Origin of the sequence: Aeromicrobium jepli (genome assembly GCF_047246605.1) — a bacterium.
Classification (GTDB): domain Bacteria; phylum Actinomycetota; class Actinomycetes; order Propionibacteriales; family Nocardioidaceae; genus Aeromicrobium.
In genome coordinates, this window is record NZ_JBFOKO010000007.1 from 163,265 (window position 1) to 186,014 (window position 22,750).

28 protein-coding genes are annotated in these 22,750 nt (G+C 72.6%); 14 read left to right on the top strand and 14 right to left on the bottom strand.

Annotated elements, in window-relative coordinates; all coding sequences use genetic code 11:
- Positions 1 to 79: 79 nt before the first annotated feature.
- The 3 genes from AB3M81_RS14290 to AB3M81_RS14300 are packed head-to-tail and all read left to right on the top strand — an operon-like array spanning position 80 to position 1,635.
- Positions 80 to 946, top strand: a complete 867-nt coding sequence (locus AB3M81_RS14290; protein WP_412904583.1) for a sigma-70 family RNA polymerase sigma factor — start codon at positions 80 to 82, stop codon at positions 944 to 946.
- Positions 947 to 1,005: 59 nt separating this feature from the next.
- Positions 1,006 to 1,242, top strand: coding sequence for a DUF1059 domain-containing protein (locus AB3M81_RS14295; protein WP_412904584.1), 237 nt, complete (start codon positions 1,006 to 1,008; stop codon positions 1,240 to 1,242).
- Positions 1,243 to 1,290: 48 nt separating this feature from the next.
- Complete coding sequence (locus AB3M81_RS14300) at positions 1,291 to 1,635, top strand: YciI family protein (protein WP_412904585.1); 345 nt, start codon at positions 1,291 to 1,293, stop codon at positions 1,633 to 1,635.
- On the opposite strand, the gene AB3M81_RS14305 is transcribed toward AB3M81_RS14300, so the two are convergent.
- On the bottom strand, positions 1,636 to 2,244 hold the full coding sequence (locus AB3M81_RS14305) for a MerR family transcriptional regulator (RefSeq protein WP_412904586.1): 609 nt from the start codon (positions 2,242 to 2,244) through the stop codon (positions 1,636 to 1,638).
- A 72-nt stretch (positions 2,245 to 2,316) separates the two neighbouring features.
- Between AB3M81_RS14305 and AB3M81_RS14310 the strand changes: the two genes are divergently transcribed.
- The 4 genes from AB3M81_RS14310 (at position 2,317) to AB3M81_RS14325 (ending at position 4,043) form a co-directional block, all read left to right on the top strand.
- Positions 2,317 to 2,727, top strand: coding sequence for a hypothetical protein (locus tag AB3M81_RS14310; protein ID WP_412904587.1), 411 nt, complete (start codon positions 2,317 to 2,319; stop codon positions 2,725 to 2,727).
- A complete protein-coding gene (locus tag AB3M81_RS14315; RefSeq protein ID WP_412904613.1) occupies positions 2,724 to 3,092 on the top strand; it encodes a putative manganese transporter in 369 nt (122 codons plus the stop codon). The genes AB3M81_RS14310 and AB3M81_RS14315 overlap by 4 nt, the downstream gene beginning before the upstream one ends.
- Positions 3,093 to 3,177: 85 nt before the next feature.
- Positions 3,178 to 3,417 (top strand): hypothetical protein, encoded by a 240-nt coding sequence (locus AB3M81_RS14320; RefSeq protein WP_412904588.1) that lies wholly within the window; start codon positions 3,178 to 3,180, stop codon positions 3,415 to 3,417.
- Positions 3,417 to 4,043: a maleylpyruvate isomerase family mycothiol-dependent enzyme gene (locus tag AB3M81_RS14325; protein ID WP_412904589.1), complete on the top strand. Its 627-nt coding sequence runs from the start codon at positions 3,417 to 3,419 to the stop codon at positions 4,041 to 4,043. Before AB3M81_RS14320 ends, AB3M81_RS14325 begins: the two co-directional genes overlap by 1 nt.
- A 3-nt stretch (positions 4,044 to 4,046) precedes the next feature.
- On the opposite strand, the gene AB3M81_RS14330 is transcribed toward AB3M81_RS14325, so the two are convergent.
- Both AB3M81_RS14330 and AB3M81_RS14335 read right to left on the bottom strand, forming a co-directional pair.
- A complete protein-coding gene (locus tag AB3M81_RS14330; RefSeq protein WP_412904590.1) occupies positions 4,047 to 4,643 on the bottom strand; it encodes a malonic semialdehyde reductase in 597 nt (198 codons plus the stop codon).
- Between the two features lie 63 nt (positions 4,644 to 4,706).
- A complete protein-coding gene (locus AB3M81_RS14335) occupies positions 4,707 to 5,516 on the bottom strand; it encodes a PIG-L deacetylase family protein (protein ID WP_412904591.1) in 810 nt (269 codons plus the stop codon).
- Between the two features lie 98 nt (positions 5,517 to 5,614).
- On the opposite strand from AB3M81_RS14335, the gene AB3M81_RS14340 reads away from it, so the two are divergent.
- Positions 5,615 to 6,010 (top strand): hypothetical protein, encoded by a 396-nt coding sequence (locus tag AB3M81_RS14340; protein WP_412904592.1) that lies wholly within the window; start codon positions 5,615 to 5,617, stop codon positions 6,008 to 6,010.
- Here AB3M81_RS14340 and AB3M81_RS14345 read toward each other — a convergent pair.
- The 6 genes from AB3M81_RS14345 to arsM all read right to left on the bottom strand — a co-directional run bounded on the left by AB3M81_RS14345 (position 5,999) and on the right by arsM (position 10,116).
- Positions 5,999 to 6,517, bottom strand: a complete 519-nt coding sequence (locus AB3M81_RS14345) for a flavodoxin family protein (RefSeq protein ID WP_412904593.1) — start codon at positions 6,515 to 6,517, stop codon at positions 5,999 to 6,001. The genes AB3M81_RS14340 and AB3M81_RS14345 overlap by 12 nt on opposite strands.
- Before the next feature lie 81 nt (positions 6,518 to 6,598).
- The gene (locus AB3M81_RS14350) at positions 6,599 to 6,895 is read right to left on the bottom strand and encodes a DUF2277 domain-containing protein (protein ID WP_412904594.1); all 297 of its coding nucleotides are present in this window, start codon (positions 6,893 to 6,895) and stop codon (positions 6,599 to 6,601) included.
- A gap of 40 nt (positions 6,896 to 6,935) precedes the next feature.
- Positions 6,936 to 7,757: a class I SAM-dependent methyltransferase gene (locus AB3M81_RS14355; RefSeq protein WP_412904595.1), complete on the bottom strand. Its 822-nt coding sequence runs from the start codon at positions 7,755 to 7,757 to the stop codon at positions 6,936 to 6,938.
- A 42-nt stretch (positions 7,758 to 7,799) separates the two neighbouring features.
- Positions 7,800 to 8,234 carry an arsenate-mycothiol transferase ArsC gene (locus AB3M81_RS14360; RefSeq protein ID WP_412904596.1) on the bottom strand — a complete coding sequence of 145 codons (435 nt, stop codon included), beginning with the start codon at positions 8,232 to 8,234 and terminating at the stop codon, positions 7,800 to 7,802.
- Complete coding sequence (arsB, locus tag AB3M81_RS14365; RefSeq protein ID WP_412904597.1) at positions 8,231 to 9,307, bottom strand: ACR3 family arsenite efflux transporter; 1,077 nt, start codon at positions 9,305 to 9,307, stop codon at positions 8,231 to 8,233. The genes AB3M81_RS14360 and arsB overlap by 4 nt, the downstream gene beginning before the upstream one ends.
- On the bottom strand, positions 9,304 to 10,116 hold the full coding sequence (gene arsM / locus AB3M81_RS14370) for an arsenite methyltransferase (protein ID WP_412904598.1): 813 nt from the start codon (positions 10,114 to 10,116) through the stop codon (positions 9,304 to 9,306). The genes arsB and arsM overlap by 4 nt, the downstream gene beginning before the upstream one ends.
- 95 nt (positions 10,117 to 10,211) lie before the next feature.
- On the opposite strand from arsM, the gene AB3M81_RS14375 reads away from it, so the two are divergent.
- The 3 genes from AB3M81_RS14375 (at position 10,212) to AB3M81_RS14385 (ending at position 11,737) form a co-directional block, all read left to right on the top strand.
- Positions 10,212 to 10,565, top strand: coding sequence for an ArsR/SmtB family transcription factor (locus AB3M81_RS14375; RefSeq protein ID WP_412904599.1), 354 nt, complete (start codon positions 10,212 to 10,214; stop codon positions 10,563 to 10,565).
- 69 nt (positions 10,566 to 10,634) lie between these two features.
- Entirely contained in the window at positions 10,635 to 10,907 is a 273-nt protein-coding gene (locus AB3M81_RS14380) for a TFIIB-type zinc ribbon-containing protein (protein ID WP_412904600.1), read from the top strand.
- 2 nt (positions 10,908 to 10,909) lie between these two features.
- On the top strand, positions 10,910 to 11,737 hold the full coding sequence (locus tag AB3M81_RS14385) for an SDR family NAD(P)-dependent oxidoreductase (protein WP_412904601.1): 828 nt from the start codon (positions 10,910 to 10,912) through the stop codon (positions 11,735 to 11,737).
- 9 nt (positions 11,738 to 11,746) lie between these two features.
- On the opposite strand, the gene AB3M81_RS14390 is transcribed toward AB3M81_RS14385, so the two are convergent.
- On the bottom strand, positions 11,747 to 13,168 hold the full coding sequence (locus AB3M81_RS14390; RefSeq protein ID WP_412904602.1) for an SDR family NAD(P)-dependent oxidoreductase: 1,422 nt from the start codon (positions 13,166 to 13,168) through the stop codon (positions 11,747 to 11,749).
- 49 nt (positions 13,169 to 13,217) lie between these two features.
- On the bottom strand, positions 13,218 to 13,982 hold the full coding sequence (locus tag AB3M81_RS14395; RefSeq protein ID WP_412904603.1) for a siderophore-interacting protein: 765 nt from the start codon (positions 13,980 to 13,982) through the stop codon (positions 13,218 to 13,220).
- 18 nt (positions 13,983 to 14,000) lie between these two features.
- Between AB3M81_RS14395 and AB3M81_RS14400 the strand changes: the two genes are divergently transcribed.
- From AB3M81_RS14400 to AB3M81_RS14410, 3 genes are read left to right on the top strand one after another with little or no spacing between them, the layout of a single operon-like run.
- Positions 14,001 to 15,953, top strand: a complete 1,953-nt coding sequence (locus AB3M81_RS14400) for a M13 family metallopeptidase (protein ID WP_412904604.1) — start codon at positions 14,001 to 14,003, stop codon at positions 15,951 to 15,953.
- 1 nt (position 15,954) lies between these two features.
- Positions 15,955 to 17,151, top strand: coding sequence for an MFS transporter (locus AB3M81_RS14405; protein ID WP_412904605.1), 1,197 nt, complete (start codon positions 15,955 to 15,957; stop codon positions 17,149 to 17,151).
- 39 nt (positions 17,152 to 17,190) lie between these two features.
- Positions 17,191 to 17,760: a GNAT family N-acetyltransferase gene (locus AB3M81_RS14410; RefSeq protein WP_412904606.1), complete on the top strand. Its 570-nt coding sequence runs from the start codon at positions 17,191 to 17,193 to the stop codon at positions 17,758 to 17,760.
- Here AB3M81_RS14410 and AB3M81_RS14415 read toward each other — a convergent pair.
- The 3 genes from AB3M81_RS14415 to AB3M81_RS14425 all read right to left on the bottom strand — a co-directional run bounded on the left by AB3M81_RS14415 (position 17,738) and on the right by AB3M81_RS14425 (position 22,612).
- Positions 17,738 to 18,706, bottom strand: coding sequence for a DUF6226 family protein (locus tag AB3M81_RS14415; protein ID WP_412904607.1), 969 nt, complete (start codon positions 18,704 to 18,706; stop codon positions 17,738 to 17,740). The two genes, AB3M81_RS14410 and AB3M81_RS14415, sit on opposite strands and share 23 nt — an antisense overlap.
- A 78-nt stretch (positions 18,707 to 18,784) precedes the next feature.
- The gene (locus tag AB3M81_RS14420) at positions 18,785 to 21,589 is read right to left on the bottom strand and encodes an esterase-like activity of phytase family protein (protein WP_412904608.1); all 2,805 of its coding nucleotides are present in this window, start codon (positions 21,587 to 21,589) and stop codon (positions 18,785 to 18,787) included.
- A gap of 81 nt (positions 21,590 to 21,670) precedes the next feature.
- On the bottom strand, positions 21,671 to 22,612 hold the full coding sequence (locus AB3M81_RS14425) for an NADP-dependent oxidoreductase (RefSeq protein WP_412904609.1): 942 nt from the start codon (positions 22,610 to 22,612) through the stop codon (positions 21,671 to 21,673).
- Positions 22,613 to 22,750 lie beyond the last annotated feature (138 nt).

Consider the following 22,750-nt stretch of genomic DNA (forward strand, 5'->3'; position numbering starts at 1 on the left):
ACTGTGCTCCCGCCGCGGGTCACGTGAAAGCGGAACGCGCGCGAAGGTCGGTCACACTCGCGGCCGCTGGATCGTCGTCATGACGACGACCGAGTGGAAGGCTGAGCCCGTGGACCAGGCCGAGCAGTTCGAGGCGGAGCGACCGCGCCTCGTGGCGATCGCGACGAGGATCCTCGGCGATCACGCCGAGGCGCAGGACATCGTGCAGCAGGCCTGGCTGCGCCTGCACGGCACCGAGGCCGAGATCGAGAGCCTGCCCGCCTGGCTCACGACCGTGACGACGCGGCTGTGCCTGGACCGGCTCAAAGCCCGGACGCCGTTCCCGGTCGACGACCTCGACCCCGGTGAGACGTTCGCCGATCCGGCCGACGACGTGGCCCTCGCCGACACGGTGGGCGCCGCACTGCACGTCGTCCTCGACCGGCTGTCCCCTCGCGAGCGGATCGCGTTCGTCCTGCACGACAGCTTCGGGTTCGAGTTCCCGACGATCGCGGCGGTCCTGGACACGACGCCCGTCGCGGCGCGCAAGCTCGCCTCGCGCGCGCGGGCCAAGGTGACCCAGCCGCAGCCCGAGGACCGGCTCGCCGACTGGGAGGTCGTCGACGCGTTCATGGCCGCGGCGAAGAACGGCGAGTTCGACCGGCTGCTGCAACTGCTGGCGCCCGACGCCACGGTCAGCGCCGACGCGGCCGCCGTCGCGGCGGGGACGCCCGAGCGGATCGACGGCCGCGGCGAGGTCGCGGCCTTCTTCAACGGCAGCGCCCGGGCGGCCCTGCCGGTCTTCGTCGGCGAGCGCCCCGGCTCAGCGTGGTTCCACCGTGGCGAGGCGCGGGTCGTCTTCGACTTCACCGTCCGCGACGGCCGCGTGCAGGCGATCACGTTCCGTGCGGCGCCCGAGACGCTCGCGCAGGTCTCGCGCCGCGACGGCGACGCCGCGCGCGGGTGATGTCACATTCGCGCCCGCCCGCTCGTCACCAGGACAAGAACCCCACGAAGGAGAGCACCATGAAGACGATGACCTGCCGCGACCTCGGTGGCCCCTGCGACCTCGCCCACCGCGGCGAGACGGCCGACGACGTCATCAACGCCCAGGACCAGCACCTCAAGGCGCAGGAGAAGGCCGGCGACGCCGCGCACCAGCCCGCGCGCGACGACATGAAGGGCCGCTGGCGCCACCCGAAGAAGTCGCTCGGCTGGTACCGCGCGATGCAGAAGAAGTTCGCGGACCTTCCCGAGGACTGACGTCCGGGAGCATGATGACGGGACAGCCGCTACCGCCGGAGGTCCCCGATGCCGAAGTTCATGATCTTGTTCCTCGAGGGGGCGATGGACATCCCGGACGAGGAGCTCGACGAGGTGTCCCGCGCCGCGCACGTGGTCGTGGACGACGCCCGGGAGGCGGGCGTGTGGGTCTTCGGCGGTGGCCTGCGTCATCACGAGGACGCGGCCACCGTCGGGCTCGACGGGAGCGTCCAGGAGGGCCGCGCCATCGAGGACCACGTGTACCTGGCGGGCGTGGCGGTCGTCGACGTGGAGTCCCGCGCCGACGCCCTCGAGTGGGCCAAGCGACTCGGGGCGGCGTGCCGGTGCGCGATGGAGGTGCGTGAGTTCCTTCCGGTGCTGCGGGACCAGTGATCAGGACGGCCGCGCCGACAGGACCTCGTGGGCCATGCGCCGCAGGGTGAGCAGCACGGGCTCATAGAGCAGGGTCCCGACGACGAGCCGCTCGGCGGCGACGAGCGGATCCTCCTCGGCCAGGACGCGCGGGACGTCCACGACAGCCACTGACTCGGCCGCGCCGGCGTACGCGTCCAGGACCTCGTCGGTGGCGGGGAGGCCCAGGCCGTCGACCGTGTCGAGTGCCGCGGCGAGTGTGCGGCGGTGCGGGCTGTCGAGCTCGAGGTCCCAGCCCCGGCGCGCGAGCAGCGCGTCGACCCGCCGCACGGCGACCTCCGACGGCTCCTGTGCCACGGGCGCGGACAGAGGCCACTGCGCGGCGCCGCGCGACGCGTGTCCCGGCTCGGCGGACTCGAGCGCCTCCACCACGCGGCGGACGTCCTCGAGGGCGAGGCCCGCCACCTCGGTCAGGGCCCGGACGAGGCGCAGCCGTCTGACGTGGGACTCGTCGTATCGCGCCCACGTGCTGCCCTCGGTCTCACCCGCGGGCACGAGGCCCTCGCGCAGGTAGTACTTGATCGTCGCGGACGGCAGTCCGCTGCGGGCGGACAGTTCGGCGAGGCGCATGCCCCCATCTTGACAGATCGGATAGTTCGGGTCTCCAATTTGGGATAGCGAAACTATCCGAACGGAGACGCCATGGAACTGTTGTCCGAGGACTCGCGCACGCTCGCGGGCATCCTCTTCATCGCGCTGGTGACGGTCGAGACCGGTGGCCTGTACATGGTCCGCATCGTCAGCGGCCGCGAGCAGGTGACCGCGTTCCAGGAGAAGTTCGCCCGCGCGGGCCACGCGCACGCCGGTGTCCTGCTCGTGCTCGCGCTGGTCTGCCAGCCGTTCGTCGACGCGACCGAGCTCGACGGCGCCTGGGGCTGGATCGCGCGCCACGGCGTCGCCGTCTCGGCGCTGCTCATGCCCGGCGGCTTCTTCTTCTCCTCGATGGGCCGCGGCCGCACCGAGCCGAGCCGGCTGGTCGTGCTGGTGTTCGCGGGTGCGACCCTGCTGGCGGTCAGCCTGCTCACGCTCGGCGCCGGGCTGCTCGTCGCCTGACCGTCACGAGACGCGTCGCGGGCGCCGCGTCGCGCGCGGACGGCTGCGGGTCAGGGGCGCGACGAGCTCCTCGATCGCCGGCGTCGGGCTTCGACGGCTCGCGGCTTCCCCTCTTCGGCGTCCTCGGCGTGGTCGTGGGAGCGGCCGTGGGCCTGATCCCGGGCTGCGCGATCCAGATCGTCTTCGCGGGCATCTTCCTGTCCGGCGGGATGCCCCTGTCGACGCTCGCCGCGAACTCCGTGAGCCAGGACGGCGACGCGCTCATCCCGCTGTTCGCCCTGGAGCAGCGGTCGGCCCTGCTCGCGACGGTCATCACGACGGTCCCGGCGCTCGTGGTCGGGCTCGGGATCCTCTTCCTGGGTTGAGGAGCGAGACAGCATGGCGGTTCGGCCCCGCGCGGGGGCCGAACCGCCCCATCATGGGCGCAAGACCCGTCGAGAGGATCCGCAGATGGCCGAGTTCGTGCCCGCCGTGGGCAACATCCTCAGTCTCATCGAGCGGCGGGACTGGGGACGTCCCGAGCAGGCGCTCGCCCCCGGCGTCGTGTGGGTGAACGCCGTGGAGGAGCACCTGCACGGCCCCGCCGAGATCGTCGCGGCGCTGAGGGAGGATCCCGTTCCGGGCCCGCCCGCGTTCCACGAGGTCGACGCCGACGGGCGGCTCACCTACTGGGTCGACAAGATGGGCTGATGAGCGACGTCTGGCCCCTCGTCCACGCCGAGCGCGATGCGCTCGTCGCCGACCTCGAGCAGGTTCCCGATGCGGCGTGGGAGACGCCGTCGCTGTGCGACGGGTGGACGGTCCACGACGTCGTGGCGCACCTCGTGGACTCGGCCCTCACAACGCGGCGCGGGTTCGTCGCGGCGTTCGTGCGCGCCCGCTTCGACTTCCACCGCATCAACGAGAACGGCGTCCGCCACCGCCGCGGCACGACGCCGCGCGAGACGCTGGAGCGGCTGCGGTCGGCGGCGCGCAGCACCGCGACCCCGCCGGCGCCGCTCGACAGCCGGCTCGTGGAGGAGGTCGTCCACGGCGAGGACGTCCGCCGGCCACTCGGCCTCTCGCGCGCGTACCCGGTCGAGTCGGTCCGTCGCGCGATGCACTCGCTGGCGTCCACGCCCGCAGCGCTCGGCGGCGGGAAGGACACGGCCGGCCGGGTCACGCTCCGGGCGACGGACGCCGACCTGACGATCGGCGAGGGTCCGGAGGTGACGGGGCCGGCCGTGTCGCTGCTGCTCGCGCTGGCGGGTCGCCGCGTCGCGCTCGCCGACCTCGACGGGCCGGGGCTGCAGCGGCTGCGCGAGCAGCTGGACTGAGCGTCAGAGCGAGGTGACGACCTGCTCGTGCTCGAGGCGGGGCAGGCGGTCGAACCAGGCGTTCTCACCGGGGTGGCCGATGTTGACGACGACCATCGACTTGTAGCCGGTGCCGGCCAGCAGGTCCTCGTCGATGCCGGCGGCGTCGAAGCCCGTCATCGGGCCGGCCGCCAGGCCCGCGGCCCGCACGCCCATGACGAAGTAGCCGATCTGCAGGCCGGCGTTGAGGCGGGCCATCGCCTCGCGCGCGTCGGCGTCCGGGAACCAGTCCTTGGCACCCTCGGCGTGCGGGAACACCTGCGGCAGGTGCTCGTTGAAGTTCGTGTCGGCGGCGAGCACGGCGACGAGCGGCGCGGTCGCGGTCTTGTCACGGTTGCCGTCGGCCATGTGCTTGAGCAGGCGGGCCCGGGCGTCCTCGCTGCGGATGAGGACGACGCGCAGCGGCTGGGAGTTCATCGCGGTCGGGCCGTACTTGACGAGGTCCTGGATCGCCTCGATCTGCTCGTCGGTGACCGGCTCGTCCGTGAACGTGTTGGCGGTGCGCGCCTGGCGGAACAGCAGGTCCTGGGCTTCGGGGGACAGCGTGAGAAGGTTGCTCATGAGTGGCACAACGCCCCAGCCGTCACACCGGCTTCCCGGTCCGGGGCGTGCGAATCCTCACATTCAACTCAGCCCGAGGGGCGGCTCCTCGTCGGGGCCCGGCTGCGCGAGGGCCATCGCCTCGAGGGCGATCGGCGGCGGCGCGTCGAAGTCGAAGGCCCGGAACAGCACGGCGTGGTCGACGCCCATCCGCCGCCCGTTCATCGCCGTGATCCCCGAGATCATCTGCCGCGGCGGCGGGTGCCCCGCGATGCCCGCCAGGTACTGGCCGTGCGCCTCGAGCGAGGCGATCCCGCGCTCCAGCGGCTGGCCCGTCACGTCCACGCCGTGCGTCGGCGACTCGTCGCCGGACACGAGCAGCCAGCGCGGCGACCACGGCTCCAAGCCCTCCCCCAGCAGCTCGGGGAAGACCCACCGATTGCCCGCGTCGCGCACCGCGTCGAGCGCGGCCAGGCCGGCGACCCGATGGTCGGCCTGGTTCAGCCCGGCGACGAACTCGACCTCCCAGGAGCCGACCAGCACGGCGTCCGGCCGGAACCGCCGGATCGCCATCGCGATGTCGCGACGCAGCGCCAGCGAGTACTCCAGGACGCCGTCGGGATGGTCGAGGATCTGCAGGTCCGACACCCCGACGACCTGCGCCGCCGCCGCCTGCTCGCCGCGCCGCAGCTCGGCGGCCCGGTCCGGCTCCAGCGCGTCCATGCCCGCCTCACCGCGGGTCAGCAGCAGGTACGCCACCTCGATCCCGTCGCTCGTCCAGCGCGCGACGGCCGAGGACGTGCCGTACTCCACGTCGTCGGGGTGCGCCACGACGCACAGGACGCGCGCGAACGCGTCGGCCGGGAACGGCGGCAGAGGTCCATCTGCGCTCATCCTCGGAGCGTACGCCCGACGCGAGCCGCCGGATAGGCCCTCGGGGCGCTCACACACACGAGGGCCCCGGCGGCGCTGCCGGGGCCCTCGCGTCTCGAGTGGGAGGATCACTCGAAGTAGCGGCGCGCGTCATTCGCCTCGGCGACCCGCTCGTCACGCCGGTGCACGCCGAGGTCACCGACGAGCGCTGGTCATTGAGCGGCCACAGCCCGCGCTGGCAGGTGGACCTCGAGGGCGCCGGCGAGCTGTCCCGGGCCCACGTCCTGCCGGTGCCGCTGCCGTTCAAGGGACGCAACGTCCCCGGCGCGATCGAGCACCTCGGCGCGTGGATGCGGGCGACGGTCCGGTACCGCGGCACCGTCGTGTGGCGCGGCGAGTCGCACGTCGCCGCCCTCGAGCACGGCGGCATCGAACGTGCTCGCGCCGAGGTCGCCCGGCGCGGTCACGGCCCCGAGGCGACGGACGCTCCCCCGCTGCGGGCGTCACCGCGCTGAGGCGCGGCCCTCCGGGTGGCCGCGGGCGAGCTCCGCGCCCCAGGCCCGGGCCCGGTCGAGCTCGCCGTCCAGCAACGGTCCCTCCATGTCGTCGACGTAGAAGCTCTCGCTGCCGACGAGCCGGCCCAGACGATGCCGGCGGACGGACTTCGCCGCGGACTTGGCGGCAGACCCGGGCAGCTTGCGCACCTTCGCGACGCGAGTGTCGAAGGTGGCGACGTCGACGTGGTCGGCGGGGGCCTGCCCGTCGAGCCACTCGCGGATCCCGCCGTGCTCGTGGCCGGGCGGCGCGCCCCGCTGCACGGCGTCCTGCCGCGTGGACTCGCGGCTCATCGAGAAGGCGTGGGTCGGGCCGCCGATCACCAGCAGGTCGACGTCGCGCGGCAGGATCGCGGGCGCGTCGCCGACGTCGATCGCCCGGACGCCGGGGCCGACTCCCCGCGCCACCGCCTCGGCGACGGCGCGGGTGTTGCCCCACATGGACTCGTAGATCACCAGGGCGTTCATGACGTGGTCCTCTCGTCACGACCATCGTCTCGCCGCGGCGGGTCACCGCCCCGGGGCCTGCACGTCCGGTGCGTCACGTCCTCAGCCCGAGGCGGTGCGCAGGCGCACCTCCCGCTCCATGCGCTTCTCGTGGCGCTCGCGTCCCTTGATCGCCTCGAGCTCGCGGCTCTTGGGCGGCGCCTTCGTCACGAGGCCGTCGAGGAGCCGGCGCGTGGCCTGGGCGATCTCGTCGACCGCGCGGTCGAACGCCTCCTCGTTCGCCCTGGAGGGACGGGTGGACCCGCTGACCTTGCGCACGAACTGCAGCGCGGCCTCGCGGACCTCGTCATCGGTCGTGGGCGGCTCGAAGTTGTGGAGCACGCGGATGTTGCGGCACATGCCTCGACGGTAACCCCGCGCGGGCCCGTCGCGGCAGCCCTCACGCGGTCCTGGCGGTCACCTCGAGCCAGCGGATCGGCGCGGCGATCGGGCCGGCGCCGAAGTGCCGGACGAGGGCGTCCTCGGCGATCACGGTGGCCCGCTCGAGGTCGAGCGACGGGTGCTCCTCGATCGCGTTGCGCAGCGGCGTGCCGAGGCAGAACGCGCGCGCCGCGTCGGCGGCGGTGGTGTGACTCGTGCCGTTGACCACCCGCACCGCCGCGCCCGGCATGCCCGCCTCGTCGAGGTCGGCGCCGATCCGCTCGGGATCGAAGTAGCCGTGCGGCACGCGCTTCATGAAGGTCAGCGGCTCGTCGGGCTCCGCCAGCAGGAGCGCCGACTGGACGACCCAGGGCACCTCGCTGGACTCGAGCCGGTCCCACGTCGTCAGGACGAACGTCCCACCCGGAGCCAGGACACGTGCCGCCTCCCGGAAGCCGCGGACGCGGTCGGGCAGGAACATCGCCCCGAACTGACAGGCGACGACGTCGAAGCCGCCGTCCTCGAACGGCAGGTCGAGCGCATCCGCCTGCCGCCACGTCACCGGGGCGTCCGGGCTGAGAGCGGCAGCGGCATCGAGCATCGGCGGGTTCAGGTCGGTCGCGGTGATCTCGGCGTCCGGACAGGCGCGCACGAGCTCGCGGGTGAGCGCACCGGTGCCGCACGCCGTCTCGAGGATGCGCCCGGGCCCGAGGCTCGCCACGACCTGCGCGACGCTGCGCGCCGGCTCCTCGAAGATCATCGGCACGAGGAGCTCCTGGTAGAGGTCCGGGATCCGGCCGCTGAAGCGCGCGTCCCGGCCCGGTTCGCGATCACCGTCCATCCTCGCAACGTACGCCCGTCCGGGCGCCGCGAACAGGCCTCGTCAGTCCAGGACGCTCGGCGCGAGGTCGAGGTCGGGCAGGAGCTCGCGGAGCAGCCCGCGCACACGGCCGTCGAGGTCGGCGACGATCCGCCGGACCGTGTCGTCGTCCTGCCCGCCGGGGTCGTCCACGGGCCAGTCGCGGTACTCGACGCCGGGGACGTACGGGCACTCCTCGCCGCATCCGAGGGTGATCGCGAGGTCGCTGGCGGCGATCGTCTCGCGGGTCAGGCGCGTGGGTCGCTCGGCCGAGGTGTCCAGGCCCAGCCGCTCGAGCGCCCGGGCCACCTCCGGATGGATGTGCTCGCCCGGCTGCGTCCCCGCCGACACCGCGACGAGGCGACCCTGCGCGTAGTGCTCGGTCAGCACCCGCGCCGCGACGGACCGGCCACCGTTGCGCACGCAGGCGAACACCACCTGCGGCATGGACTGGCTCATGACATGACTCCTTCTCGGGAATCGGGGAAGAACCTGCGTGCCCACAGACTGACGTACACGAGGCCCACGAGCACCGGCACCTCGACGAGTGGACCCACCACGCCCGCCAGCGCCTGTCCGCTCGTCACGCCGAAGACGGCGATGGCGACCGCGATGGCCAGCTCGAAGTTGTTGCCCGCCGCGGTGAACGCGACCGTCGTCGCGCGGGCGTGACCGAGGCCGGCCGCGCGAGCCAGCACCAGCGAGCCCGCCCACATCACCGCGAAGTAGATGATGAGCGGCACGGCGATGCGAGCGACGTCGAGCGGCCGGCTCGTGATCGTCCCGCCCTGCAGCGCGAACAGGACGGCGATCGTGAAGAGCAGGCCGTACAGCGCCCAGGGGCCCAGGCGCGGGAGGAGCTCGCGCTCGTACCAGGGACGACCGCGCCACGCCTCCCCGACACGGCGGGTGAGGTACCCGGCGGCGAGCGGGACGCCGAGGAAGACGAGCACGCTCCGGGCGATCTCCCAGGCCGAGACGTCGAGTCCCGTCGTCGTGAGCCCGAGCCAGCCGGGGAGGGCGTCGAGGTAGAACCACCCCAGTCCGGCGAACGCCACGACCTGGAACACCGAGTTGACCGCCACGAGCACCGCGGCCGCCTCCCGGTCACCGCAGGCCAGGTCGTTCCAGATGATGACCATCGCGATGCACCGCGCGAGGCCGACGATGACCAGGCCGGTCCGGTACTCGGGCAGGTCGGGCAGGAAGATCCACGCCAGCGCGAACATGAGCGCCGGCCCGACGAGCCAGTTGAGCACGAGCGAGAGGACCATCGTCCGCCGGTCGCGCGCGACGTGGCCGAGCTCGTCGTACCGGACCTTCGCCAGGACGGGATACATCATCACCAGCAGCCCGACCGCGATCGGCAGCGAGATCGAGCCGACGGTGATCGCGTCGAGGGCGCCGGCGATGCCGGGCAGCCAGCGCCCGGCGGACAGTCCCACGACCATCGCGAGCGCGATCCACAGCGGCAGGTACCGGTCGAGCGTCGAGAGCCGCCGGACGACCGGCGCCTCCGGAGTCGCGGTCACGCGGTCGGCTTCGTCGCGCGGACGATCGCACCGTGCATGCCGGGGACGGCCTCGTGCGTGAACTCGACGTCGGCGTCCACGAAGCCGGCCTCGGCCAGCCCGGCCAGGTACTCGGCGCGCGAGAGGGCACCGGCGATGCAGCCCACGTAGGAGCCCCGCTCGGCTCGGTCCTCGGTGGTCAGGTGGTCCTCGGCGACGACGTCCGAGATGCCGATGCGGCCACCGGGCACGAGCACGCGGAACATCTCGGCGAGCACCTTCGGCTTGTCGACCGACAGGTTGATGACGCAGTTGGAGATGACGACGTCGACGGAGGCGTCCGGCAGGGGCACGTCCTCGATCGTGCCGCGGAGGAACTCGACGTTGGTCGCGCCGGCCTTCGCGGCGTTCGCCCGCGCCAGGTCGAGCATCTCGTCGGTCATGTCGACGCCGTAGGCGAAGCCGGTCTCCCCCACCCGTCGGGCGGACAGCAGGACGTCGATCCCGCCGCCGGAGCCGAGGTCGAGCACGCGCTCGCCGGGACGCAGGTCGGCGACGGCGGTCGGGTTGCCGCAGCCCAGGCTCGCCGCCACCGCCTCGGCGGGCAGCGCACCCTGGTCGTCGCTGCTGTACAGCGCGGCACCGAAGGACTCGTCCACGGCGGCACCGCCGGTGCAGCAGCCGCCCGTCGCCTCGTCCACGACCTGCAGCTCATCGTTCAGCGCGGCGTTGCTCGTGCCGCAGCAGGCCGAGGTCGCCGCTCGGGCGTAGCGGCTGCGGACCTCCTCGCGCAGCTGCGCGGCGTCCTGCGAGACGGGCGTGGTGTTCATGGCGTGCTCCTCTGCTCGATTGATCGACATCTGTCGATGCATCGATAGTCATCTATGTATCGACGTTTGTCAATATGTCTGGCACACTCGGTCCCATGACCGGGCGCACTCCCCTCCCCCTGCTCGACAAGGCCGCGGCTGGCTGCTGCTCCACCGTCACCGGCGGCGTCCTCGATGCCGGCGAGGCCCAGCAACTGGCCCGGATGTTCAAGGCGCTCGGCGACCCCACGCGCGTGCGGCTGCTCTCGCTCATCGCCGCCCAGTCCGGCGAGGAGGCCTGCGTGTGCGACCTCACCGAGCCGGTCGGGCTGTCGCAGCCGACCGTCTCGCACCACATGAAGCAGCTCGTCGACGCCGGCCTGGTCACGCGAGAGCAGCGCGGGCGGTGGGCGTACTACCGGCTCGTCGAGGGCACGCTCGCCCGGCTCAGCGAGGCACTCAAGCCGTAGGGCGCACGGAGCGCCGACGTTGAGGACTCCGCCTAGGCTGGCAACGTCGCATCCTTGGAGGAGACCACCATGAAGTGCCCCACCGACGGAAACACCCTGGTCATGAGCGAGCGCTCCGGCGTGGAGATCGACTACTGCCCCGAGTGCCGCGGCGTCTGGCTCGACCGGGGCGAGCTCGACAAGATCCTCGAGCGCGCCGAGGCCGAGGCCACCCGGTCGGCCGCTCCGCAGCGCGAGGAGCGGTACGCGCCGCGGCCCTCCTACGACGATCGCCGCTACGACGAGCCCAGCCGGTACCGCGGCAAGAAGAAGAGCCACTGGCTCGGCGAGCTCTTCGACTGATCATGGACAAGACCGTCGTCATCACCGGGTCCAGCGACGGCATCGGGGCCGCCGCCGTGCGCGAGCTCGCCGCGCGGGGTGCCCGCGTCGTGATCGTGGGCCGCGTGCCCGAGAAGACCCGTGCGGTCGCCGGGGAGCTGGGCGCCCCGTACCACCTGGCCGACTACGCCGACCTCGCCCAGGTCCGGCGGCTGGCCGCCGAGCTCGACGCCGCGTACCCGAGGATCGACGTGCTGGCGAACAACGCCGGCGGGCTCATGGACGAGCGGACGATGACGGTCGACGGCTTCGAGAAGACGTTCCAGGTCAACCACCTCGCCGGCTTCCTGCTGACCACGCTGCTGCTGCCGAAGCTCATCGCGAGCGACGCCACCGTGATCCAGACCGCGTCGGTGGCCGCGCGCGCGACCAACAACTTCGACATCGACGACCTGCAGAACGCGCGGGACTGGGGCCGCCAGACCTCCTACGGCAACACCAAGCTGGAGAACATCCTGTTCACCCGAGAGCTGCACCGCCGCTACGGCCACCAGGGCGTGTCGGCCGCGGCGTTCCATCCGGGCCTCGTCGGCTCGAACTTCGCCCACGACACGAAGCACTTCCTGAACTTCCTGTACCACACCCCGGTCGTGCGGAGCCTCTTCACGAGCTCGCCCGAGAAGGGCGCCCGCCAGCTGGTCTGGCTCGCCACGACGCAGCCCGGAGCGGACTGGCAGCGCGGCGAGTACTACGAGCGCGAGAAGCCGGCGAAGTCCGCGATGGCCGCCCACGACGACGAGCTCGCCCGGCGCCTCTGGGACGAGTCCGAGCGGATGCTCACCGAGGTCTGAGCCGGCGCGTCAGTGACCCCCGCCGATGGCGGCGGGACCGTCCTCGCGGCGGATGTCGATCACGTGGCCGGTCATGTCGGCGACCAGCACGTCGAGCGAGCGGCGCGCGACCTCCTCGGACGACAGCAGCGTGCCCTCGGGCTCCTCGCCGAACGCCTTGGTGCGCATGGGGGTGCCCGTGCGCTCGGGGTTCACGCAGTTCACCCGCACCTCGCCGGCCCACTCGTCGGCCAGCGCCTGCGTCAGGTTGACGGTCGCGGCCTTCGCGGACGAGTACAGCGAGTAGCCCTTGCGGCCGCGCGTGTACGAGGACGAGGTGAACAGCAGCAGCGAGCCGTTCGTGTCCGCCAGCAGCGGGCGGAACTCCTGGGCGATGAAGATCGGCGCGAGATAGTTGATTTCGGTGGCCGACCAGATCGTCTCCTCGGTCGTGTCGGCGAGGTCGCCGATCGGGAGGACGCCCGCGGTGTTGACGACGAAGTCCACCTTCCCGGCCTTCGCGACGACCTGGCGCGCGGCCTCGGCGACGTCCTCGCGCCGGTCGACGTGGGTCCCGGTCGAGGAGCGCGAGAACGCGTGCACGTCCGCGCCGTACGACTCGGCCAGCTTCGCGATGTCGCCGCCGATCCCGTACGAGCCGCCGAACACGACCATCGTCTTGCCCTCGAGCGCGGCGCGGTACTCGTCGTCGCTCAGCTCGGCCGGCTCCTCGGCGGACGCCAGCTGGAACAGCTTGTCGGCGATGTAGACGTCGATCGGCTCGGTGACCTTCATGTTCCGCTCGTGCCCCTGCACCACCGCGATCGGCACGTCGGGGCGGTAGCGCAGCACGACGGTGCAGTCGTCGGTCGCCGTGAAGTCGGGGTCCTGCCACGCCTTCTCGTACGCGTCGCGGATGATCGAGGCCCGGAAGGCCTGCGGCGTCTGGCCACGGCGCAGCAGGTCACGGCGGAGCACGTCCGAGATCGTGTCGAGGTCGCCCTCGCGCTCGGCGTGCACCGTCACGACGGTGTCCGCCGACGGGATCGCGGTGTCGACGGCCTCGTAGGAGCCCAGCGCCTCGACGACGTCCTCGATGATCTTCTGCGACACGAGTGGGCGCACCGCGTCGTGGAACAGGACGTTGCACTCGTCCTCGCCGAGCGCCTGCAGCGCGAGGCTGGTGGTCTCGTTGCGGGTCGCGCCGCCCTCGAGCACCTGCGTCACCTTCGGGTACTTGCCGTCGCGGACGATCGCGTGCACCGGGTCCAGGTAGCCCGGCGTCATGAGGATGATGATCTCGTCGACCGACTCCGCGGCCTGGAACACCGAGATCGTGTGCTCCAGGATCGTCTTGCCGGCGATCTTGATGAGCTGCTTGGGGATCGACAGGCCCACCCGGGTCCCGGTTCCACCAGCGAGGATCACGGCCACGTTGCGCAATTCGGTCACCCGTCGAGGTTACCGGGGAGGACGGGTGCCGCCTCCCCCGACAGGCCCGTCATGCACCGGGACGCATGACGGCGTCCTGCTGCTCCTTCTTCCACGCGCGGAAGCCCTCCTCGGTCACGCCGCGACGCCAGTACGCCGAGACCGAGATGTCCTTGCGGTCCACGCGGCCGTCCAGCAGGTACGGGCGCACGGTCTTGAGCAACGCGGACTCGCCGTGCACGAACGCCTGCACGCGGCCCTGCGGCCACGGCCACGCGCGCACGGCGTCGTCGAGCAGCGTGGTGGTGCCCGGCGCGGCCCCGTCGCGGTGCAGCCAGTACACGGCCAGGTCCGCCGGCGACTCGAGCTCGACCTGGTGGCCCGGGCCGTCGATCTCGATGAACGCGGTGGCGGCGGTGCCGGGCTGGAGGGCGGCGACCGATGCGGCGATCGCGGGCAGCGCGGACTCGTCGCCGACGAACAGCTGGTGGTCGGCCTCGGGCACCGGGCGGTACGCGCCGCCGGGCCCCCTGAAGCGCAGCGTGTCGCCCGGCCGAGCGGCCTGCGCCCACGCGCCGGCGAGCCCCTCGTCGCCGTGCGTCACGAAGTCGATCGCCAGCTCGCGCGCGGCGGCGTCGACCCAGCGCACCGTGTAGGTGCGCAGGACGGTGTCCTCGCCGACCGCGAACATCAGCTTCACGTACGTGTCGGTGCACGGCAGGTGGTGCGCGAGGTACTCGTCGAACGCGGGACCGCCGAGTACGATCCGGCGCAGTCGCGGGGCCAGCTGCTCGGTGCGCTGGACGGTCAGTTCCACCTCGGTCTTCTGCGGCACGCTGTGTAGCCTAACCGCGTGACCAACGGCCTGGATCCCAGCACCTTCGACGCCCAGATTCGCCCGCAGGACGACCTGTTCCGCCACGTGAACGGGCCCTGGCTGCGCGACACCCCGATCAAGCCGGACCGTGCCACGGCCGGCGGCTTCGTCCAGCTGGCCGACGAGGCCGAGGAGCTGGTCCGCACGATCGTCGAGCGGTGCGCCGAGTCGCCCGAGGACGACGAGCAGCGCAAGATCGGCGACCTCTACCGCAGCTTCATGGACACCGAGCGCATCGAGGCCCTCGGCGCCGCTCCCCTGTCCGGCGGCCTCGCGAAGGTCGACGCCGTCGGCTCGGTCCCCGAGCTCGTCCGCACGATCGGCGCCCTCGAGCGATCCGGGGTCAACAGCGTCGCGGGCCTCTACATCGCCCCCGACCGCGGCCAGCCCGACCGCTACGTCACGCACGTCGTCCAGTCCGGCATCGGCCTGCCCGACGAGTCCTACTTCCGCGAGGACCAGTTCGCCCCCATCCGCGCCGCGTACCGCGACCACGTCGCCACGATGCTCCGCCTCGCCGGGTTCGACGACGCCGACGAGCGCGCCGACCGCGTCCTCGACCTCGAGACCCGCATCGCGTCGCACCACTGGGACCGCGTGGCCTGCCGCGACGCGCAGAAGACCTACAACCTCATGACGCTGGACCAGCTCGACGCGCTCACGCCCGCGTTCGACTGGCGCGCGTGGGCCGACGAGGCCGGGATCGAGCACGCCGTCCTGGCCGAGGCCGTGGTGTCGCAGCCGTCGTACCTCGAGGGCCTGCAGACGCTGCTCACGGACGACCTGCTCCCGGCGTGGCAGGACTGGCTGCGCTGGCAGCTCGTCCACGCCGCCGCGCCCTACCTGTCGGACGAGTTCGTCACGGCCAACTTCGAGTTCTACGGCAAGACGCTGCAGGGCACCGACGAGTTGCGCCCGCGCTGGAAGCGCGGCATCGGCTTCGTCGAGGGCTCGATGGGCGAGGCCGTCGGCCGGATCTACGTCCGCACCGAGTACCCCGCCGAGGCGAAGGCCCGCATGGAGGAGCTCATCGCGAACCTGCTCGAGGCGTACCGCATCAGCATCCGCGAGCTGCCGTGGATGAGCGACGAGACCAAGCAGCGCGCGCTGGCCAAGCTCGACGCGTTCACGCCGAAGATCGGCCACCCCGCGTCGTTCAAGGACTACTCGGCGCTCGAGACCGACCCGACCGACCTCGTCGGCAACGCGCGACGCGCGCAGTCCGTCGCCATGGACCGCGAGCTGGCCAAGATCGGCCGCCCGATCGACCGCGACGAGTGGTACATGACCCCGCAGACGGTCAACGCGTACTACAACCCGACGATGAACGAGATCGTCTTCCCGGCCGCCATCTTGCAGCCGCCGTTCTTCTACGCCGACGGCGACGACGCCATCAACTACGGCGCGATCGGCTCGGTCATCGGGCACGAGATCGGTCACGGCTTCGACGACCAGGGCTCGCAGTACGACGGCACCGGGGCGCTCAGCAACTGGTGGACCGACGAGGACCGGGCGGCGTTCGACGGGCTCGCCGCGAAGATCATCGCGCAGTACGACGAGCTCAGCCCCGAGCACGCCGACGGCCAGAAGGTCAACGGCGCGCTGACGATCGGCGAGAACATCGGCGACCTCGGCGGCCTGGGCATCGCGTACCTGGCGTTCCGGCTCGCCCAGCAGGACAAGCCGGCCGACCCCATCGACGGCCTCTCGCCCGACCAGCGCTTCTTCCTGTCGTGGGCGCGCGCGTGGCAGAACAAGGCCCGCCCCGCCGAGACGATCCGCCGGCTCACGGTCGATCCCCACTCGCCCGCCGAGTTCCGGTGCAACCAGGTCGTGCGCAACATCGACGCGTTCTACGAGGCCTTCGACGTGACGCCGCAGGACGAGCTCTGGCTCGACCCCGCCGAGCGCGTCACCATCTGGGCCTGACGTGGGCTGGCACGCCCAGCGCCGCACCGTCGGCACGCTCGCGCTGGTCCAGGTCGTCGGCGGCATCGGCAACGGCGCCGGTCTCGCCGTCGGCGCGCTGCTGATCGAGGACGTCACCGGCTCCGCCGGCTGGGCCGGCATGGCCGTCGTCGCGATGACCCTCGGCGCCGCGCTCTTCACGGTGCCGCTGTCGAACTTCGCGGTGCACCGGGGGCGGCGTCCGGCGCTCACGGCCGGCTGGCTCGGCGGGTCCCTGGGAGCGGTCGCGGTCGTGGCGGGCGCGGCGTGGAGCTCGCTCGTCATGCTGCTGCTGGGGTTCGTGCTGTTCGGAGCCAGCACTGCGGCCAACCTCCAGTCCCGGTTCGCGGCGGCCGATCGCGCCGAGCCGGCCGAGGTCGGGCGCTCGATCTCGCTCGTCGTGTGGGCCACCACGATCGGCTCGGTCGCCGGGCCCAACCTGACGGGACCGGGCGCGTCCGTCGCGGACGTCCTGGGCATCCCCGAGCTCGCCGGCCCCCAGGTGTTCTCGGCCGTGGCGTTCGCGGCGGCCGGAGCGCTGACGTGGCTGCTGCTCCGCCCGGACCCGCTCCCGCCCCGCGACGCGGCGGCGCCCCCTCCCCCGCGGCTCGCGGCCGCCCTGCCCCACGTACGGGGCACCACGGCCGTGGCCATCGTCGCCGTGGCGCTCTCGCACGCGATCATGGTCTCCGTCATGGCGCTCACGCCGGTGCACATGTCCGGCCACGGCGCCGCGCTCTCGGTCATCGGCCTGACGATCAGCCTGCACATCGCGGGGATGTTCGCGCTGTCGCCCATCTTCGGCTGGCTCACCGACGCGTGGGGCGCACAGCGCACGATCCTCGCCGGGCAGGCCGTTCTCGTGCTCGCGTGCGCCATCGCCGGGACGGCGGGACACTCCGAGGTCCAGATCACGATCGGCCTGGTCCTGCTCGGCGTCGGCTGGTCGATGTCCGTCATCGCCGGCGCGGCCCTGCTCACGCGCAGCCTCGAGCCCGAGGTTCGTCCGCTCGTCCAGGGTTTCAGCGACCTGTCGATGAACCTGGCCGGGGCCGCCGGGGGCCTGCTCGCCGGCCTCGTCGTCGCACTGCGCGGCTTCGACGTCCTCACCGCCGTCGCCGCGTGCCTCACGATCCCGGTGATCTGGGGCGTCACCGCCGCCTCGCGCGTGCGCGCCTGATCCGCGCGCCCCGCCCCTTCACCGTCCTACGATCGCCTCATGGCGATCGAGGTGCGGCCGGCGACCGAGTTCGAGGACGTCCGGACCATGGTCGGCCCGAAGCGGCCGGACGCGAACGTCTGCTGGTGCCTCAGCTACCGCATCCCCGGCAAGCTGAACCGCGAGCTCGCCGGCGAGGCACGCGGCGAGCACGTCCGCGAGCTCATGGCGCAGGGACCGCCCGGGGTGCTCGCGTACGACGGCGACGAGGTCGTCGGGTGGGCCGCCGTCCACCCGCGGGCGGACACGGGCTTCGCGACGAACCGGAGGATCCCGCACGTGGACGACCTCGACGTGTGGAGCCTGTGGTGCGTGCGGGTGCGGCCCGGTCACCGCGGACAGGGCATCGCCCACCACCTGGTCGAGGGAGCCACCCGGTTCGCGTTCGCCGAGGGCGCGCCTGCCGTGGAGGCGTACCCCGTCGACAACGACGGCGCGAAGGTCGACCTCACCATGGCCTACGTGGGGACGCGAGCGATGTTCGAGCGCGCCGGCTTCCGCAAGGTCGCCGACACCACCTCGGTGCTGAACGGGTTCCCCCGCATCCTCATGCGTCGCGACGCGCCCTGAGCGGCCACGCCTCCCAGCGGTGTGGCGTCGTGGGCACGTCCACCGGCTCGGGCTCGCCGGCCGACCATCCACCGCCAAAGCCGGGGTTCCCGCCCGCGTCGAACTCGACGTGGACGCACCACGGGACGTCTCCGTCCGGACCGCTGCGCCATTCGCGCATCCCGCCCTCGGCGATGGCGAAGACCGTCGTCTCGAGGTCGTCCAGCAGGTCCAGGACGTCGTCGTCGCACGCGTCGCAGCCACAGTCCGGCCACGCGTTGCGGTAACGGGAGCCGGCTGTGACCTCGACTCCCGGCAGGCCGGGCAGCTGGAGCTCCATCGTGAGCGGCGTGCCTGCGCCGGACCGCGGCGTCAGGACGACGCGGGTCCGCCCGTCGACCTCGTCCGTCGCGCGATCGACGTCGTACGTGCGCGTGAGGTGGTCGAGCAGGGCGAGCCCCACCTCGACGACCGGCTGGAACCGCTCGGGGTGAGCGCACGTGCTGTAGACCTCGGTCGGCGGCTCGAGCTCGCCCCAGTAGACCGAGCCGTACTCGATGGGCCGTCCGTGATCGTCGCGATACGTCCCGAGGTCGACGGGCGGGCGTACGTAGTCGCGCAGGACGCCCGGCGGGACGGGGAACGGGAGCACATGGGTCTCCGGATCGGCCCCGACCACGGAGGCACCGCCGAACTCGTCGGCCACGACCGTGACCCGGTCCGTCGTGACCTCGCCGATCCGCACGGGCAGGATCTGGTCCTCGTGGAGGGTGAGCGTGAACCGGCCCGCGAGGTAGCCCAGTCCGCGCGCCTCCAGCTCCTGCTCCGCCTCGAGCCAGTCCACGCCCGGGGCCGTGACGCGTCGTCCCAGCAGGTCGAAGGCCACGACGTCGTCGCCGTCGACGGCGATCCACCCGACGGTCTCGCCGTCCTCACGCCGGTGCGGGGTCCAGGTGTGCGGAAGCATGCGCCCACCATGGCAGAGCGCGGCGACGCCCGGCGCGCATCGCGACAACGCGACGCGCGCCGGGCGACCCGAGCTGCCCTACCGAACGCGGACCCGCGCCGGCGTGGACGCCGAGCCCTTCGTCGTGGTGGAGCCGACGTACACGGCCCGGACCGGCTTCATGCCGCGCTGCCGGAACCGCACGGAGGTCGTCGCGCGGCCGTCCCGCAGCTTCGCGGTGGCGAGGACCCTGCCGCCCACCATGAAGCGGACCTTCCCGGTCGGCACGTGGCCCGCCGAGCGCACCCGGGCCGTCAGCCGGACGGGCCGGCCGCGCTTCACCGAGGAGGCCGCCGTCGCCGTCGTGCGGCTCGTCGCCCGGACCACGCGGACGGTGATCGGCGCACTCACCGAGGGCGCCGCGAGCGGACCGCCGGAGAACTCGGCCGTCAGCCGGTGCGTCCCCGGCGCCAGGCGCGGCAGGGTCACCGTCGCCGCTCCCTTCTCGACCCGCGCGGTCGCGACGACGGTCCGGCCGTCCTTCAGCCGGACCGTGCCGGCCGCGGCCGCCCCGCCGAGGCTGACCGTCGCCGTCAGCCGCTGGCCGTAGGAGGCCTGCCGGCGCGAGACGCGCAGGCCGGTCGTCGTCGCGAGCTCCTCGCCGAACGCCTCGGCTGCGGTCCCGAGCCTCAGGAACACGGTCTCGCCGGTCGCCTCCTTGAGACCGTCGTTGTCGGTGACCCCGTACAGCCGGCCGTCCGCCGCGATCGTGAAGCCCTCGAGCTTCTCCTGGGTCCAGCCGTTCGTGGCCCGCAGCGCGGGCAGCACGTCGATCGCCAGCCGCTTGTCGAGCACGGGCAGCTCCTCGGTCGAGTCCGCCGGGACCGTGAAGGTGTAGACGCGCTTGTTCCGCGCCTGGGGACCGTTGAGCTTGTCGCGCTCGATGACGGCGAACGTGTCGTGGTCGATCGCGGTGATCTCCGACAGGCCGACCCAGTCGCCGCTGCCTCGCAACGGGCTCTCGAGCTCGTAGCCGTACCAGGCGAAGCTGCCGTCGGCGACGTCGTAACGACCGATGCGGACGAGGTCCTCTCCGGTGAGCGGGCGCTGCAGCGCGAACCACACGTGCTCGCCGTCGGCGTCGGTCGTGGCGGTCACGCCCTCGAGGCCCCACTTCCCGAGCCGCGCGGTGATGTCCTCCGGCAGCGAGACCCGCTCCTGCACGACACCCGCGTCGTCCGTCCGCACGAGCACGTTGCCCGGTCCCGTCGCCCCCTCCGACGCGAGCCAGAAGCCGCCCTGCGGCCGCTTGAAGATCCCCTCGATGTCGAGCGCGGCCGGAGCCCCGCCCTCCGTGACGGCGAGGGACTCGGTGATCCGCGCAGGCGCCGCGGAGACGTCCACCCGGTACAGCGTGCCGTTCTTGATGACCGTGTCGGCGGCGGTCCACAGCGTCGACGCGTCCTCCGGGTCGGCCGAGAGGGCGCCGAGCGCCTGCCAGCCGATGGGCGCGCCGTCGCGGTCGTCCGAGACGATCGACGGGAAGGCCGACCGCCCCGGCTTCCACTGGTACAGGCCCACGGTCGCCCGGACCCCGACGCTCGCATCGTCGGTCTCGCTCGAGACCGCGAACAGTCCGCGCGACGGGATGGGCAGCAGTCCCTCGGGCCCGTTCGTCGTGGGCATCACCTGGACGAAGCGCGGCGAGGCCGGGTCGCTCACGTCGTACACCGCGACGAAGTTGCTGCGCTCGGAGCCGACGAACGCGTAGGGCTTCCCGTCGAACTCGGCGACGGCGAGGCCCTCGGGCTCCGCGCCCTTCTTGGCGGCCCGGTCGTCGTTGTGCAGTCCGTGCCGCACCGCGAGGCGCTCGAACGAGCTGCCGGCGTCCCACACGACGTCGCCGTCCGTGTCGAAGACGGTCCAGCCGCGACTGCCGCCCTTCCAGTCGCCCTCGTTGGCGGTGGCGACGTGGTCGTCGCCGATCCAGGCGATCGCGTCCGGCTCGCGGCGCACGTCCGTGAGGGAGTCCGTCAGCGAGATCGCGCCGTCCTTCTTCGCGTCGATGCCGGTCAGGCTGACGGTTCCCGCGCTGAACGCCTTCTCGACGCGGCCCGTCGGCCCGTCGATGAGGACGACGCCGTTGTTCTCCTGCAGCGTCACGGCGAGGGTGCCCCGGCTGTTGAAGGAGACGTACTCGGGCTCGGGGTCGGTCGGCGCTACGATCCCCGCCTCCTGCAGGACCGCCGGGTCGAGGTCGACACGTCGCGTGTCCCACGTGGCGGGCGACGCCTCGAGGTCGATCAGCTGGACGAATCCGCCCGGCGCTTGGGGCAGGTCCCCCTTCGCGCCGCCGGCGGGGGTGGCGTCCTCGTCACGCTGGTTCTCGATCGCCACGGCGGCGAGGGTGTCGTCCCTCGTGACGGCGATGGAGTCCGGCTGGCCGCCGAGGTCGATGCTGCGCACCCGGGTGCCGTCGCTGAGACGCACGACGTCCAGGCGCCCGCTGGGCTCCGTGAACGCCGCCGAGGTGTCGACGACGACCAGGACGTACGGGCCGACGACGCTGACCGACGTCGGCTGGTCGTCGGCGTCACCGAGCTCCTCGAGCGAGAGCGAGCCGTCACCGCGCGGGTGCGCGGGGTCGCTGATGTCGAGGAAGCCGATGCGCTTGCCGGCGGCATCGGTGTAGACGAGTGTCCGCCCGTCGTCGGACACGTCGGAGATCTCCGCGACCGTGGCGGCCGAGGCGGCCGTTCCCGCGGGCGCGTTCTGGAAGACGGGGAACGTCGCCACCCGGTGGAACGACGAGCCCTCGGGAGCGGCGTGCGCCGAGGTGGACAGCAGTGGCAGGGCGGTGGCCAGCACGGCGGTGCCGGCGAGGATGGTCAGTGATCGAGACACGCGGCACAGGCTCGCGGGTCTAATCGAACGCCGGCCCCCGCCCTCGTGAACGGTGGGTGACCGCCGCGGCAACTTCGCACGTCAGGGAACGAGGACGATCTTGCCGCGCACGCCGCCCTGCTGGCTGATGCGGTGCGCCTCGACGACGTCGTCGAGCTTCATGACCCGGCCGATCTCGACCTCGAACTCACCCATCGCCACGAGCGGCAGGACCTCGGCGATCGCCTCGTCACGCAGGCCCTGCTGCTCGGGAGTGAGCGGCTCCGGCGAGCCGCCGGACCACGCCTGCAGGCCCATCTCGTGGTACTGAGCGCCCTGCACGATCGTCCCGATGCGGCCGCGCTCCACGAGCTCGAGGCTGGTCTCCAGCGCCTCGTCCGTTCCCGCGCAGTCGAGCGACACGGTGTACCCCTCGGGGGACGCCTCGCGCAGGCGCTCCAGCAGTCCCTCGCCGTAGGCGACGGGCGTGGCGCCGAGCTCGCGCAGCCGCTCGTGGTTGCTCTCGCTCGCCGTGGCGACGACCTCGGCACCACGCGAGCGGGCGAGCTGGATGGCGGCCTGGCCGACGGCACCGGAGCCACCGTGCAGCAGCAGGCGGTCCCCCTCCCCCACCTCGAGGGACGCCAGCACCTGGTAGGCGGTGGCGACCGGAACGCCGAGCGCGGCGGCGACCTCGAAGTCGACGCCGGCCGGCTTCGCGGTCAGGTTCTCGGGCGACGCGACGACGTGGGTCGCGTACGTGCCCTGGGTGTTCTCGACGACGACCTCGTCACCCACGGAGCAGCCGTCGACGTCCGGGCCGACGGCGCTGATCACGCCGGCACCGTCGAAGCCGACGCGGCGCGGCTCCTCGAAGGGGCCGGACGGACGGATGCCGGCGCGCAGCTTCCAGTCGATCGGGTTCACGCCCGCCGCGCGGATCTCGACCACCACCTGGCCCGCGCCCGGGACGGGATCGGGGCCGTCCTGCACCTCGAGGACCTCGGGTCCGCCGGTCTGGGAGTACGTCACGTAGCGAGCCATGGCCCCAGTCTGGTCCATGCTCGCAAGCGCGCGCCCGGGGCTTCAGCCGTTGTCGGCCTCGCCCTGGAGTTGGGTGAGGCGTTGTTCGGCGTCGGTGAGGTGGTGGGCGTCGGTGCCGGCGACGCGGTGGAACCAGGT